This window comes from Usitatibacter rugosus, assembly GCF_013003965.1.
Lineage (GTDB): Bacteria > Pseudomonadota > Gammaproteobacteria > Burkholderiales > Usitatibacteraceae > Usitatibacter > Usitatibacter rugosus.
Map to the genome: position 1 here is coordinate 1,541,941 of NZ_CP053069.1, position 14,597 is coordinate 1,556,537.

The 14,597-nt window shown below is 68.0% G+C and carries 12 protein-coding genes; 4 read left to right on the plus strand and 8 right to left on the minus strand.

Translation table 11 applies throughout. The features are described 5' to 3' along the window. Positions 1-61: 61 nt before the first annotated feature. Genes DSM104443_RS07640 through DSM104443_RS07650 form a run of 3 tightly spaced genes read left to right on the plus strand, consistent with a single transcriptional unit; the run spans position 62 to position 1,938 of the window. Positions 62-1,072 carry a radical SAM/SPASM domain-containing protein gene (locus tag DSM104443_RS07640; RefSeq protein ID WP_171090959.1) on the plus strand — a complete coding sequence of 337 codons (1,011 nt, stop codon included), beginning with the start codon at positions 62-64 and terminating at the stop codon, positions 1,070-1,072. A 25-nt stretch (positions 1,073-1,097) separates the two neighbouring features. After that, the gene (locus tag DSM104443_RS07645) at positions 1,098-1,358 is read left to right on the plus strand and encodes a PqqD family protein (protein WP_171090961.1); all 261 of its coding nucleotides are present in this window, start codon (positions 1,098-1,100) and stop codon (positions 1,356-1,358) included. A gap of 13 nt (positions 1,359-1,371) precedes the next feature. Beyond that, on the plus strand, positions 1,372-1,938 hold the full coding sequence (locus DSM104443_RS07650; protein ID WP_171090962.1) for a hypothetical protein: 567 nt from the start codon (positions 1,372-1,374) through the stop codon (positions 1,936-1,938). 1 nt (position 1,939) lies between these two features. Here DSM104443_RS07650 and DSM104443_RS07655 read toward each other — a convergent pair whose 3' ends face one another. The 5 genes from DSM104443_RS07655 to DSM104443_RS07675 form a co-directional block, all read right to left on the minus strand. Beyond that, a complete protein-coding gene (locus DSM104443_RS07655; RefSeq protein WP_171090963.1) occupies positions 1,940-4,846 on the minus strand; it encodes a S8 family serine peptidase in 2,907 nt (968 codons plus the stop codon). Between the two features lie 147 nt (positions 4,847-4,993). After that, positions 4,994-5,995, minus strand: coding sequence for an ABC transporter substrate-binding protein (locus DSM104443_RS07660; RefSeq protein WP_171090964.1), 1,002 nt, complete (start codon positions 5,993-5,995; stop codon positions 4,994-4,996). Further along, entirely contained in the window at positions 5,995-8,049 is a 2,055-nt protein-coding gene (locus DSM104443_RS07665; protein ID WP_171090965.1) for an MFS transporter, read from the minus strand. Before DSM104443_RS07665 ends, DSM104443_RS07660 begins: the two co-directional genes overlap by 1 nt. Further along, a complete protein-coding gene (locus DSM104443_RS07670; RefSeq protein WP_171090967.1) occupies positions 8,046-8,816 on the minus strand; it encodes a hypothetical protein in 771 nt (256 codons plus the stop codon). Before DSM104443_RS07670 ends, DSM104443_RS07665 begins: the two co-directional genes overlap by 4 nt. Then, positions 8,813-9,421 (minus strand): GNAT family N-acetyltransferase, encoded by a 609-nt coding sequence (locus DSM104443_RS07675; RefSeq protein ID WP_171090969.1) that lies wholly within the window; start codon positions 9,419-9,421, stop codon positions 8,813-8,815. Before DSM104443_RS07675 ends, DSM104443_RS07670 begins: the two co-directional genes overlap by 4 nt. Before the next feature lie 96 nt (positions 9,422-9,517). On the opposite strand from DSM104443_RS07675, the gene DSM104443_RS07680 reads away from it, so the two are divergent. Continuing rightward, entirely contained in the window at positions 9,518-11,827 is a 2,310-nt protein-coding gene (locus tag DSM104443_RS07680; protein ID WP_171090971.1) for a protein kinase domain-containing protein, read from the plus strand. A gap of 19 nt (positions 11,828-11,846) precedes the next feature. Here DSM104443_RS07680 and DSM104443_RS07685 read toward each other — a convergent pair whose 3' ends face one another. The 3 genes from DSM104443_RS07685 to DSM104443_RS07695 all read right to left on the minus strand — a co-directional run bounded on the left by DSM104443_RS07685 (position 11,847) and on the right by DSM104443_RS07695 (position 14,456). Further along, the gene (locus DSM104443_RS07685) at positions 11,847-12,365 is read right to left on the minus strand and encodes an OsmC family protein (RefSeq protein ID WP_171090973.1); all 519 of its coding nucleotides are present in this window, start codon (positions 12,363-12,365) and stop codon (positions 11,847-11,849) included. Between the two features lie 100 nt (positions 12,366-12,465). After that, positions 12,466-13,878, minus strand: a complete 1,413-nt coding sequence (locus DSM104443_RS07690) for a DASS family sodium-coupled anion symporter (protein ID WP_171090975.1) — start codon at positions 13,876-13,878, stop codon at positions 12,466-12,468. Continuing rightward, positions 13,875-14,456: a hypothetical protein gene (locus DSM104443_RS07695; protein WP_171090977.1), complete on the minus strand. Its 582-nt coding sequence runs from the start codon at positions 14,454-14,456 to the stop codon at positions 13,875-13,877. Before DSM104443_RS07695 ends, DSM104443_RS07690 begins: the two co-directional genes overlap by 4 nt. Positions 14,457-14,597: the final 141 nt, after the last annotated feature.

Below are 14,597 nucleotides of genomic sequence, written 5' to 3' on the forward strand. Positions count from 1 at the left end.
CGGCGCGGGCGTGCGTCCGCCACGCTTGCGTACCCCACCGGCGCAGGGAGGCGACCGGACGATGAGGCCTCGCTACGAGACCCCGCCGCACCTCACCATCTCCATCACGGACACCTGCAACCTGGCTTGCAAGTGGTGCTATGCCGATTGCGGCAGCAAGCGGGAGCGCCGTCCGCTCGAGACCGGGGAGTGGCTTTCCTTCATCGACTACCTGGCCGAGAACGGCTTCATCCAGGTGTACTTCGAAGGCGGCGAGCCGTTCCATCTGCGCGGCTTCATGCGCATCCTCGCGCACGCCACGCCCAGGATGATGACCTTCGTGAGGACCAACGGAACGCTGGTCACTCCGCGCCTCGCATCGCGCCTCGCAAAGCTCGGCGTGGGCCGGATGCTGGTCGACATCCAGGGCGCCAACGCTGGCACCCACGATGGGCTCACCGGCAGCCCCGGCAGCTTCGACAAGGCTTGCGCCGCGGTCCGGCGCCTCGCGGGCGAGGGCATAAAGACCGACGTACTCGTGATCCTCAACCGCCGGAACGCCGGCGAGCTCCAGGCGCTGGCCGACCTCGCGCGCGAGATGGGCGCCAAGCGCCTGGGCATCCTGCGGCTCTATCCCCTCGGCCGCGCCAAGCGCGCGTGGACGGAGCTTTCCCTGTCCATCGAGGAGCAGCAGGCCGCGGTGACCGCCGTTCGTCCCGGCGAGGGCTTCGAGATCATGCAGTCCTGGCATCCGCGCGACCGCAACTGCTGCTGGCAGGCGGCCGCCGTGAACGCGACGGGCGATTCCATCGGCTGCATGTACCTGCGGGAATACGTGAACTTCGGCAACGTCCTCGAGACGCCGCTGCTCGAGACGTGGAGCACGCATCCGCTCTACCAGCAGCTGCGCAAGGGCAACGTGAAGAGCTCGTGCTCCTCGTGCAACGAGAACGACGGGACCCAGGGCGGCTGCCGCTCGACGGCCTACGCCTTCCGCGGCTCCTGGGACGCCCCGGACCCTTTCTGCTCGCATCTCAACGATGGGATCGATTTGCGTGTCCTCCCGATACGATTGCTACCGCAGGACGCCTGACGTCCGCGTCCGCGAAGTTCCGGAAATGGAATTCTGCCTCGCCTATGTTCCGGCGCGGGCCGAGCTCTACCGCCTCAATCCGTCGGCGTGGTTCGTGCTGAGGATGTGCGATGGGCTCACCGAGCCGGAGTTGGCGCAGGCCTACCACGGGGCGCTGGAGCCCGTGCTGAGCCTCGAGGACTGCCGCCGCGAAGTGCGCGGCGGCCTGGAGAGCCTGCTGGGGATGGGAATCATCGAGAAGGTGCACGCGGTGCCACGCACCGCGAAGGTGACGAAGCGCAAATAAAGGAGAAAAGGCGATGGCCATGAAGAGTGACAAGAAAGATGTCGAGCAGATTCTCAAGAGACGGGGCCGGGATCAGTCACCGCAAGTCGCGGTGAGCGCGACCGAGATCCGGTCGTGCGGCGTGATGGGCAAACCCGAGCCGATTCCGATGGGCACGCCCGGTGTGCTGGGCGGCATCGTGATCATCTGGGAGTTCGAGGTCCAGTTCGAGGACCTCCCGGCCTTCCGGACCTTCCTCGACAACAACGAGGTGCTGCTGCGCCAGGGAATCTCGACGCTCGATGCCCAGGCGCAATACCTCGGAACCTACATGCTGCACGAAGGCGGAACGCCGTACTTCCGCACGATCTGGGCCTACAAGGAATTGCAGACGATGCTCGACCTTTGGGCCAACCTCACCAGCGGCAACGTGAGGAACATGGTCAAGGAGCTGCGGAGCTTCTGGCTCAAGGATCCGGGCCGGAGCGAGGCGCGGTGGGCACCCGCCCGGCGCAACATCATGGGACAGAATCACGATCACGATGATGCCTTCACGCAATTGACGGTCGAGGCCGCGCAGGAGCTGGCCGCCGGGAGCTGATTCAAGGACGTACCTCCAGGCTGGCCCCGCCGACGATCTGGCCCCCGGAGCGCTGTGCGACATGCACGCGCCGGGGGACGGCGGCGGCGGGAGCGCCGGTCACGGAGATCGACGCCCCCACAGGTTGCCCGGGGCCCAGGACCAGGCGGGGAACGTAGAGCGGGCCTTGTCCCAGGGTGAGCTCGACCTCGCCGCCCGCCACATCGACGATCCTGGCCTCGCCGGTCACCTGCCCGCGACGTGCGAGCGGCAGCGCCGATTGCGGCAGGCGAAGCACGACCTGCCCGCCCCCGAGCTCGGACGAGACCTCGAGGCCGGTCGATTCGCTGGCAGCAGCGCCCGCGACGGTGAACTGCATCGTCCACGGCGACGGATGGGACGCGGCGACGACCTGCACCGTCCTCATCGCCAGGTTGTTGCGCGTGCCCAGCAACGCCCAGGGTTGCGAAGCACCGAGCCACGGATCCTGCGCATTCTGGAGCTGCACGATGAGCGTGAGCGGCCGATCGGCGGGCCCCGCGGGGGGCGCGAAGCCGAACTCGAGCTCCGCGAATTGTCCGGGAGGCAGGGAGGCAATCTGCTGGGTGCTACCGGGTTGCGTGAACGCACCGCCCGTCGCCGCGACGAAAAGGCCGGCCGTCTGCCATGCGTCCATCGGCACATAGGTCGCACCTTCGGCCCACGCCAGGTGGACCTGCGTGTTGGCAGCCACCTGCGTGCCCCGGTTGCGCACGCGGACGCGCACGATGTTCGTTGCCGCGCCGCCGGGGCCTCTCGAAGGATTGGCGACCGGGACGCGCGCCATGTCGAGGATCTCGATATCGGGTGAAGCCCAGATGACCGTCGCGACATTCGGTTCGAGTCCGGTATCGGACGGGTCATCCTGGATCCACACGTCGACCGCGCGCGGTGAGTTGCCGATGAGCGGACCGACCTGCAGGTATCCGAACCCGAAGCCGCGGTCGGGGATCGTCAACTGCTGGTTGCCCGCCGTGTCGGCCAGCAGCTGCTTCAAGTGGGCCCAGGTGAGGCTGAGCCCATGGCGCTGGAACAGGCACGCACAGATTCCCGCCACGTACGGGGCGGAGAAGCTGGTCCCCGATTTCTCGCCGTACAGGGATTGAGGCGAGTCGATTCCGCGGTTGCAGGACCAGGGCACGCGCACGTTTTCGCCGCAGGCCGCGACCTCCGGCTTCACGCGGCCGTCGCGCGTGGGGCCCAGTCCGCTGGTGCTCGCGAGCTGCGGCGGAACCTTGCCGTCGTGGTTCCCGACGGTGATCGCATGGCGCGCCGTCCCCGGCGTCCCGAGCGTGAGCGACTTGTCGTCGACCCACGTCGTGAAGAAGACGTGCGCGATCTCCTTCATGGTCACCGGATCGTAAAGCCGGTTGTTGCGATCGATCCAGGCGTGGAAGGTCCCCGATCCGTTCACCTGGGTGGCATGGACCTCGATGAGCGTCACGCCCTGCGGCATGGCCGCACCCGCGGGCACGAGAAAGAGGACGCTCACGCGGTTGGCACCGGAGATTCCGGTCTCGGTCGAGTCGACGACGACCTGGACTCCGCTCGGGGTGATCGCCGTCACCGCGTCGCCCGGGGAAACCGTGAGCGTCAGTGGCGGGGGGCCGGGCACGGTGATCGTCACGTCGAAGCGATCGTCGTCGTCGTACCAGATCTCCACCGCGTCGCTCAGCACGGCCTGGGCATCGCAACTCATGTGCAACGTCGTCGAGGTGCCCTGCGCGAGCGTGCTGGTGGCGTGGCATGCGGTCCCCGTGGAATTGCCCGCCGAGAGCGTGATGGCCCGGCCCGGCTTCTCCAGCAACGCGTCGAGGAAACGCTCTCCCATCGAGGTCCCGTCATGCGACCCGAGGTTGTCGCCGTTGCTCAGGTTCACGACGCACGGCAGGCCCAGCGCTTCGGCTCGCGCGAAGATGTAGCTGAAGGCATCCATCACCTGCACGTTGTCGGCGAGCGCGTTGGCGGAATGGGGATCGGCCTGCGCGACGAAGATGATGTCGGCACCCGGCGCGCTTCCCACGCAGGTGGGATCCGCCCGTCCGTTCCCCGTGGCGATGCCGGCGACGGCCGTGCCGTGCGACCCGACTTCTCCCCCGGTGTTGTGACGCACCTGCTGGTAGGCGGGGGTCCCGGGGAACGCGGAAAGCTGGTCGTCGATGTCCTTCCGGGTGTATTCGACGCCATATCCGAAGGAGGGGCTGATCTCATTGCGCACCGGCGCGAGCGTCTGGTCCCACAGGCCGAGCACGCGCGTGGCAAACCCCGGCTGCTTGCGGAAATCGGGATGGTAGAGGTCGAGCGTGGAGTCGATCACCCCGACGATGGCACCCGTTCCGTTGAAGTCCGGCGAGGCACGCGCGGCGGTCCTCGGCGCCAGGACCTGGGTCGTGTCCGTGGAGGAGCCGGTCGGAACCACGCTGCGGGCGAGCTCGACATACCGGACTTCGGGCGCCTCCTCGAGGCGCGCGATCGCCGACTGCGGGACGAACGCCGTGAAGACGTCGCCCGCCTGGCTGCGCACCGTCACGCCGAGCGCCGCGAGGCGGTCCGGCGTTGCGTCGGCGAGGATGAACGCGGAAAAAACGGGGTCGCCGGTCTTGCGCACCGAATCCGGCAGCGCGCCCTCGGCGAGCAGCCCGGCCGACATCGGGGCGAACAGGCGACCGTAGATCTCCCGGAGCTTGTGGATCATCGGCTCCTGCGCCCTCGCGGGGAAGGACGCGAGGTCCTCGTTGACCGCCTTCAGCTCGGCGCCGATGTCCTCGATGCGCGAAAGCTCCCGGGACACCAGCTCGCGCCGTTCTTCCGCGTCCAGCTCGAGGAGCATGGCAAGGCGGGGATCGAGCTTGGGCCTCGGCTGGCGTTTGGCGGGTGCCGTCGGGGGCATGGAAGGTCTCTAAACCGGCGCGGGCGGAGCTGTTTTATGTGGTTCGATGCTGGGCCCTGGGGTACCCCCCGTCAAACGGGGGAGTCGTCCGGCGCCAGTGGGAATATTCCCACTCTCTTCGCGGCAGGTTCCGTACCCCCCGGGGGGCTACTTCACGATGGCGTAGTTGAACAGCGCCACGGGCGGCAGGATGTCGAGCTGCTTGGCGACTTCCATGCGCACGATGAACGAGTAGCGCGAGAGCGTCTCGATGGGGATGTCGCGCGCCCGGAGGCGCTTTTGCAGCACCTGGACGGCCTTGAAGCCGGCGAACTGCCCGACCAGGTAATAGCTGGAAACCAACCCGGTCAGGACGGGGAAGGGGGAGTTGAGGACGGCCTCGGTCGCGGAGAACGTGGCGATGCGGTGCTCGAGCGCGGCGGCGGCGACTTCCTTCATCTGCGTGAGCAGGTAGGTGTCGGGCCCCAGGTAGAGCCATTCGGCCCCGGCCTGCTTGAGTGTGGCGATCTTGTCGGCGATGCCGGTGGAAAGCGGTTTGCCGCTGGCATCGCGATCGAACGCGACATCCACCACGCCGAAGCGCTGCGCGTTTCCGAGGCGCTTCAGCGACGCGACGATCGCCACCGAGTTCGCCTCGGCCGCGTTGTAGATCACGCCGAGCTTCTCGAACTTGCGGTACGTGCGCATCGACTCGACTTGCGCGGCGAGCGGCGCGACGTGGAACACGCCCGTGATGTCGCGGCCCTGGACCCGGAGCGCGGGCACCACCTTCGCCCCGACGGGATCGGCCACCATCGCGAAGAGCAGCGGGATGTCGGTCACGAAGCGCTGCGGATCGGCCGCATCGTACGCACCCGCGATGCCGAGCGTGGCCGTGGTGCCCCAGGTGAAGACGAGGTCGGGGCGCAGCTCCTTGATCTCCTTCGCGAAGCCCTCGAGGCGCGCCGGGGTCTGCGCCGCATCGCGCCAGATGAACTCCACCGGCACGCCCTGCTTGCCGAAGAAGTCCTCCATGCCGATCTCGACCTGCGTCTTGCCGCGCCAGGTCACCGCGTAGATGCGCATCGGCGCGGCGGCCTGCCCCCAGGCGCGCTGCGCGAGCGCCGCCGCGGAAAGCGCTCCGGCCTGCTTGAGGAAGGTCCGGCGCATTACACGGTCGCCTTCGCGGGATCGCTCGCGGCAGCGCGCCGCGGCAGGAAGATCGCGGCGAAGATCGCCGCGCACACGAGCACCAGCACCCCGATCGCGATGAAGGCCGTCTTGAAGCCGCCCAGCTCGAGCAGTGCCGCGGCCACGAGCGGCCCGCTCGCGTTGCCCATGCGCTCGACCATGCGATAGACGCCGTACACCGCGCTTTGGCCGAGCGTGCGGATCTCGTCCTTGCAGACCTCCGCGACCATCGCGGCCTGTGGGGAAATCGACAGCGACTGGCCCACGCCGAGCAGGAAGACCAGGATCAGCGGCGAGAGGAGGCCCAGCGGCAGGGCCATCGCGAGGCCCGCGAGCCCCGAGAGCGCGAGGCCGGCCGCGACGAACAGCGCCTCGGGGTCGTTCTTGCGGCGGGCTCGGAGTGCCACGACCCAGTTGGCCATCCACGGCACCAGCAGCACCATCATCACCGAGTACAGCATGATCATGCGGCCCGCCATCGCGGAGCTGCTGCCGACGTCGATGATGTAGAGCGGGATGAGGTAGAAGCAGTAGGCGATGAGGATCAGCTTCGCGGGAACGGCGGCGAGCAGTAGCAGCCCGAGGAAGCGGCGATTCGAGAAGGCGAGCGAGAGGCTCGCCCTCTTGGGTGCGGCAGCCGAGGACGCCGGCAGGAGGCGCTCGCCCGCGCCATCGATGGGAAGCCGGCGATACGCAAGCGCCAGCGAGCCGAACGTGAGCACGCCCCCCAGGGCCAGCGTGCCGCGGTAGCCGATGCCGTCGGCGAGGATCCCGCCGATCGACGGCCCGCAGATCATCGAGACCATGATGATGCCGACGAAGGCGGCCAGGCCCACCGTGCGCGTGCGCGAGTCGGTGTGGTCGAGCACGTAGCCCTGTGCGGCGACGAACGCGATGGCCCACGCAGCACCGCCGGCCGAGCGCCACACCAGCAGCTCCAGCAGCGTGCTCGACTGCGCCGAGAGCATGTGCGCGACACACGCGAGCCCCGCGCCGGCGAGGAAGGAACGGCGCCGCCCGATGCGCTCGCTCCAACCGCCCAGCACGGGCTGCGAGAGCGCCACGACCAGCATGAAGGCGAAGATCGGCAGGCTCGCGACGACGCTGGGCGACATCGGCAACGGGCCGACTTCCAGCCCCGCGGCGAAGAGCGGCATGAAGGACCGCGAGAGATCGTCGGCGAGCAGCAGCAGGAAAAAGGGCGCGCGCATGGCGCCGAGGATCAGCGCGGCGCCATGCGAGCCGTACGAGCGGCGCGTGTCGGAGAAGCTGAACGTCGAGCGTAACGTGCGCAGCTCAGCGATCGCGCGATGGATTCCCGTGCGGCTGCCTTCGTGGCGAGCGCGATACTTCGCCCGCAAGGATTCGAGGACCTGCTCGTAGCGCCGGGCCACGGCCTCCGAGCGAGCGCCGAGTGCCGCGCTGAGATCGCGGCCCAACCAGGTTGAACGCGGCAGCGCGAAGATGGCGCCCTTCGAGAGCGCGGCCACCTGCGTGCGGATGCGCCCCAGGTCGGCGAGCAAGCCGCCGGCGAGGAAGTAGAGGAGCTCGAGGGAGATGAAGAGGCTCACGACGGCGACGACGAGGAGGTCCAGCGACATCTCCTCGAAGATGCGGCGCACGTATTGCGGGTCGATCGATACGGCGAGCTCCGCACGCTCGGCCTCGTAGCCGGGCACCGGGATCCGCGTCGTGAGATCCGCGGGCATCTGCGGCCCCTGCGTGTGGAGTGCCTTGCCGTCGCGCAGGAGCTCGATGCGTGCGATCTCCGGATGGTCGCGGGCGGTGCCGGCGAAGAGCTCGGGCACGCCCACGAGCTTTTCCAGCGGGAGGTCGTACGCCGCGGCTTGCGAGAGGAGGCTGTTCAGCGAGCGGCCGGCGGTCTTCGCTTTCTCGAGCATCTGGGGCGCGATGCTCGCGTCGAACGCGCGGTACATCAGGCCCACGGTCGCGGCGATCGAGCCCATCACCATGACCATCACGGCCACCATCACCAGCCAGAGCTGCCGCTGGAAGAAGGTGCGGCCCTTCATCGGGCGTTCCCCAGGCTGCCCTCGATGGCGCCGATGCCGCGGTCCGCTTCATCCAGCCGCTTCTGGATCAACGCGAGCTCGCCGGATAACGCGTGCGTGCCGGCGGGGGTGGCGGCAGGGTCCAGCGCCGCGGCCGCCGTCGAGAGCGCGCGCTCGAAGCCGCGCTCGATCCAGACGAGGATCGCGAACAGGCCGAGCCCGAAGACCGTGAAGACGATGAGGCAGTTGGCCACGAGCTTGCGCGTGAAAGCCGTCATCGCCTCGCGCTCGGGGCCGCGGCTGTAACGGATGACGGCGTAGCCCGCCGGCTGGCCGAAGCTGTTGCGGATGCCGGAGACGACGAGCGCTTCCTCCGGCGAGAGCGACAGGCTGTTCAGCTTCGGGTTGCGCGAGAACGCCTCGATCCATTCGGGCGGCAGCGGCGAGCCGATCTTCGCCATGTCCGTGGCATACGCGATCTTCCCATCCTTGCCGGCGACGTCGATGCCCGTGAAGAGCTGGTCGGCCTTGCGGCGGCGCTCGATCACGTCCTGCAGCGTGGCGATCTCCCAGAAATCCTGGCCGAGGGAGAGGTTCTTCTCGGCGATGCCGTCGATCTCGGTGGCCACCATCAGCACGCGGTCGCGCTGCAGCCCGGTGAAGACGGCCTGGTACTTGAAGTAGAGCAGCAGGCCGCTCATCGACACGGCGAAGCCGATCACCCAGAACGCGAGCCAGAACAGCTTTCGCGTGAGGGCCTGCACGGGCGGCGTGCTTGCCGGGCTCAACTTCCGGCGCGCGCCAACAGGGCTTCCAGGTGCAGCTCGATCGCGGGCCACTCGCTGTCCAGGATGCTGTAGTAGACCGAGGATCGCGGCGTGCCGTCGGCGAGGATGATGTGGTTGCGCATCACGCCCTCGCGGTAGGCGCGCAGCCGCTCGATCGCGTCGAGCGAGGCGAAGTTGCGGTGGTCAATCTTGAACTGGACGCGCACGGCACCGAGCGTATCGAACGCGTGTTTCAGCATCAGGTGCTTGCTCTCGAGATTGAGCCCCTCGCGCTGGAAGCCGAGGCCGAGCCACGTGCCGATCTCGACCACGCGGTCCGCGAGCTGGATCTCCATGAAGCGCGTGGTGCCGACGGCGTTGCCGCTCTTGAGATCGATCATCGCGAAGGGCAGGTCGGATCCGGTGGCCTGCCTGTCAAGTAGCGTCTTCACCATGCCGGCCATGCCCTGCTCGCGATAGATTCGGGCATCGAGGAGGTAGCGCCAGATGGTGCGGCGCCCATCCGGAGAGTCCTTGCATGCGTATTCGAGGTCCGGCGTGTGAGCCGCGGTGAGGGGCTCGAGGCGAAGGTGCTTGCCGGTCAGTGTCACGGGTTTGATGTCCACGTCTTTCTCCCTGATAGCCTATGGAAACGGGGGGCGTGATTCGGACTTTAAGGTAGCATCATTGCCCGCAGCACGGGCGCAAGGGAACGTTAATCGATGGCTAACGACAGCAACAAGACCGACGAATCCTCGCTGCCGGACATTACCCGGCTCGCCCGCGATGGACGGCGCGCGGATCCCGATGCGACGGTCGTGATGCCCCCGTCCGCAGCGGCCGACAGCGATCCCACGGTAGTCCTGGCACGCCCGCCGGAGCCCGAGCCCAAGCCGGAAGACACCACGCCGCTCGCCCTTCCCGCGGGCTTCCGCCTCTTCGAGTATCGCGTCGACAAGGTGCTGGGCCAGGGCGGCTTCGGCATCACCTACCTCGCGAGCGACGTGAACCTGAATTCACGCGTCGCCATCAAGGAGTACCTCCCCGAGCAGTTCGCCTGCCGCACCGAGGACATCTCGGTGGCGCCCCGGACGGTGACCGACGGAGACTTCTTCGAGCGCGGGCTGGAGAGCTACCTCGTCGAGGCCCGCACGCTCGCGACGTTCCGCCATCCGAACATCGTGAAGGTCGCGCGCTTCTTCGAGGCGCACAACACCGCGTACATGGTGCTCGAGTACGAGCATGGCGAGTCGCTGAAGAAGTGGTGGCCCCGGCACAAGGCGATGTCCGAGATCGACCTCCTCGGCTTGCTGGCACCGCTGCTGGATGGGCTGGCCGTCGTGCACGAGGCCGGCTTCCTGCATCGCGACATCAAGCCCGACAACATCTACGTTCGCGATGCGGATGGCTCGCTCGTGCTCCTGGATTTCGGAGCCGCGCGCCAGGTTACCAAGGCGCGAAGCGAAGAGGACAACTTCGTCACGCCCGGCTACGGGCCGATCGAGCAATACGTGCTGGCCGAGCAGGGGCCGTGGACGGACGTCTACGCGCTCGGGGCGACGCTCTACTGGATGATCTGCGGCAAGCGCCCGCAGCAGGCGCCCGACCGCATGGTTTTTCCGGACCCCATGGTGCCCGCTCTCGAAATGGGCAAGGGCCGGTACAGCCTCGAGTTCCTCGCCGCCATCGACTGGGCGTTGAAGCCCGAGACACAGGACCGGCCGCGCGACATCGCCGAATTCCGCGAGGCGCTCTTCGCGGCGCATCCGTCGATCGGCAACCTGCAGGAGGCGCTGCGCGCCGGTGAAAAGGGCGGCGGGCGGATCGGCCAGATGCTCCTGCATCCGGGCACTTGGCCGCTCGCGGTCAAGATGACGATCGCGCTGGTGCTCACGGCGCTCACACCCATGCTGATCGTCGCGTACTACAACTACACGTCGAGCGTGGCGCGGGTGAGCGCTGCGGAGCTTCGCAATCTCGAGCAACTCTCCAGCAGCGTGTCCGGCCGCCTGGGCCAGCTGATGGCGGACAGCAGCGGGCTGGCACTCTTCCTCAGCCGCGATCCCGAGTTCGCCGCGTTGCTGCAGAAGCCGACCGAAGCGAGCAAGGCCAAAGTGCTCGCCACATTGAAGGATGTCGTCACCGCGAATCCGGACGTGCAAGTCGCGACGATCCTGAACGCCGACGGCAAGGCGCTGGTGTCGAGCTACCCCGGTGTCGCCGGCGGCAACTTCGGCTACCGGCAGTATTTCCTCGAGGGCATCCGCGGCCGCCGGTACGCCACCAGCATCATCGTCGGCGCCACGGCGGGCGAACCGGGCGTGTTCTTCGCCAACCCGGTCAAGGATTCGGCCGGGAAGGTGATCGGGGTCGTGACGCTGCGCGTGAAGGGCTCGTCGATCTCGTCGATCCTCGAGGCCGCGCGCGAGGAATCGGATCGCAGCGCGATGCTCGTCGATGCCGACGGCATCATCGTCCATCACACCGACAAGTCGCAGCTCTACAAGAGCCTCGTGACACTGCCCGCGGACAAGGCGGGCGAGATCGTCTACGACCAGCGCTTCCGCCGCGAGAAGATCGACACGGTCAACATGCCGGACCTGGCGGCGGCCGTGACCGGCGCCAAGGCGCGCGGCTACGTGGACTATCGTTCCACGATCTCCGGCAAGGAAGAGATCGCCGGCTTCGCGCCCGTGCCCGGCAACGAGTGGACGGTCGTGATGACCGAATCTCGCGAGGTGTTCGAGAAGCCGCTGCGGCGGGTCCTGGTGAACGTCATCACCAGCGTGCTGCTGGTGGGGCTCGTGTTCCTGGTGCTCGCCGTGTGGTTCGCGCGGAAGATCGTGCGCCCGATCGAGTCGCTGACGGCGGCCGCCCATGCGCTCAAGAGCGCGGACTACGACAAGGCCAACGTGCCGGTGACTTCCAGCGACGAGATCGGGCAATTCATGCGGGTCTTCAACACGATGATCGACGTGTTGCGCCAGCGGGAGCGCGAGCTCGCCGCGGGCGGGCGCGGGAAGCGCCGGTAGCTCCGGGCACCAGCCTCGGCTAGTACCCCCTCGAGAGGTCCAGGTCGAAGGCCACCTTGGCGCCCGCGCGCAGCGTGTTGTTCACGACGCAGTATTGCTCCGTCACGCGCAACAGCTCGTCCAACTGCTCGGGAGATGCGTTCGACTGGACATCGAAGCGCAGCCGGATCTCCTTGAAGCCGACCGGCACCTCGCGCTCCATCCCGAGGCAGCCCCGCAGGTCCACGTCACCCTCCGCCCACACGCGCCCCGAGTGGATCTGGATGTCGAGCAGCGTGGCGGCCGCGCGCAGCGAGACGCCCGCGCAGGCGACGAGCGCCTCCAGCAGCATGTCGCCGGAGCAGAGCTCGAGCCCCGTGCCGCCGGTGGCCTCGTGCAGTCCGGCGACCGCGAGGCCGCGGCCGGTGTCGACCTTGCAGGTGAGGTTGGGCTCATCGAGCGTGCCCTGCGCTTTCAGGGTGAGCAGCGCTGCGCGCTCGTTCGTGCGGTAGAGCCGCTTGAGGGGAGCCTGGAGTGCGACGAATTCATGCGAGTTCATTTACGTGTTCCGCGTGGTTTCAATGGCCGCCCAGTATTCGCGACCGGCCCGCGCCGCGTCCTATCCGAGCATCTGCGATTCTTGCCCTTGACGCCGCCGGTCACCTTGCGACGAACAACAACCACGGCGTGCCGACCACGAGGAAAACCAGGAGGCAGAACCCGGTCGTGAGGATTCCGAGCCGGTAGAGCTCGCCCTGCGTGAGGTAGCGGCTGCCCACGAAGATCACGTTCTGGCTGCCGCCCTGCGGCGTGATCGTGGAGAAATAGCTGCTGGCGAACAAGAGCCCGAAGGCCATGAGCTCCACGGGAACGCCGGCGCGCACGGCCACGTCGAGGAACACGGCGAAGAGCGCGAGGATGTGCGTCGACTGGCTGACGAACATGTAGTGCATCAATACGTAGAGCACGAGGAGCACCACGTACACCAGCCGCCAGTCCATGCCGCCGAGGAACGACGTGAGCTGCCCGCCGACGTATCCCATGAAGCCGAGCTCGTTCAGCTGGCCGCTCAACGCGAACAGCACCGCGAGCCAGAGGAAGGTGACCAGCGTTCCTCCCTGCACCTCCATGTGCTCGAGCGTGAGGACGCGCGTTGCGAGCAGCGTCCCGAGACCCGCGAAGGCCACGGCAGTGAGGTTGATGTTCCACGCGCCCGCCATCACCCAGCCCGTGACCATGACGGCGAACACGACCGCCACGATCCGCTCGTCGCGCGAGAGCGGGCCCATGGCGCGCAGGGCCTCGCGCGCGGCCGCCGGCGCATTGGGCGTCGCGGTGACGCCGGGCGGGAACCAGCGGTAGATCATGAGGGGAAGGAGGAAGATCGCCGTCAATGCCGGAACCGACGAGGCCACGAGCCACGAACCGAAGCCGATCTCCATGCCGTGCTGAGCGGCGAGCGAGATCCCAAGCGCGTTCGACGAAGTGGCGGTGAGCCAGAGGGCCGATGAAGCACTGAGGCTCGCCATCCCGCAGAACATCAGGTAGCCGCCGAGGCGCCGCTCGGGCTCCTGCTCCGGCTTGCCGCCGCTCTGGGCGAGGGACAGCACGATCGGGAAGAGCACGCCGCCCCGCGCGGTGTTGCTGGGAAAGGCCGGCGCCATCAGCGCATCGGTGACGAAGATGCTGTAGCCCAGGCCGAGCGTCGAGCGGCCGAACACGCTCACGACGAGATAGCTGATGCGCCGCCCGAGCCCCGATTGCACGACGGCATTGGCGACGAGGAACGCAACGACCACCAGGAGGACACTCGCGTTGGCGAAGCCGGAGAAGGCCTTCGCGGGCTCGACGGTGCGCGTGAGGACCGCTGCCGCCACCGCCAGCGTCGAAGCGGTGAGGAGGGGAAAGGCATTCACGATGACGGAGAAGATGGCCGAGGCGAAGATGGCGAAGACATGCCACGCCTGGACGGTCAGCCCTTCCGGCACCGGCGCGAACCAGATGCCGAGGGCCAGGGCGAAGGAGATGCCCTGCTTCACGAGGGGCTGCCGAAGGAAGGCGAGTGCGCTCACGGGTTGACCTTTCCGGCTTGCGCCACGAGACCGGTCCGCACGCGGCCCTTGAGGTCGACGACGCGGCCGCTCACCTCGTCGTTCTCCGAGTCGACGACGCTCTGCCACCGGAAGGTGTAGTCGCCCGTCACGCCGGTGTAGCGGCCCGAGCCTCCCACGATCGTGCCCTCGATGCGCGTGCCGGATCCGACCGCGTCCCCTTTCAACTCGCTGTAGATCTGGTCGCCGCGCTCGTCGGTCCAGACGCAGCGCCCGACCATGCCGGTCCGCGGGTCGGACAGGCCCATCACCTGGGCGCGGAACCCGACGCCCAGCCGCTTCTCGCCCGACAGCAGCAGCGATCCGGTGAGGCGGAAGGTGGAAACCCGGCGATCGGGGCCCAGGTCGACGAATTGGCGCGTTCCTGTCGCGGACCAGCTGCCCTCGAAAGTGCGCCACTCGCCCGTGGCCGCGGCATTCGGCACGGGGGCCGCGGGGCGCTCGCACCCGGCGACCCAGGTGAGGACAGCGCAAGCCGCCCACCGCGTCGCAAGCGAAAGCCGTGAACCTCGTGCCATCGACGCCGTGCGTTCCATCATGTCCCCCGGATCGTTACCCGTGCCCGACCGTACGTTGCCGGGCGCTTCGCAACAATCGCCCCTTGGTGCTATGGACGCGCAGCCCGAGTCGGCGTGAACTCCGGAATGGGCGCGGGTCTACAATGCCCTGAACTCGGGCCG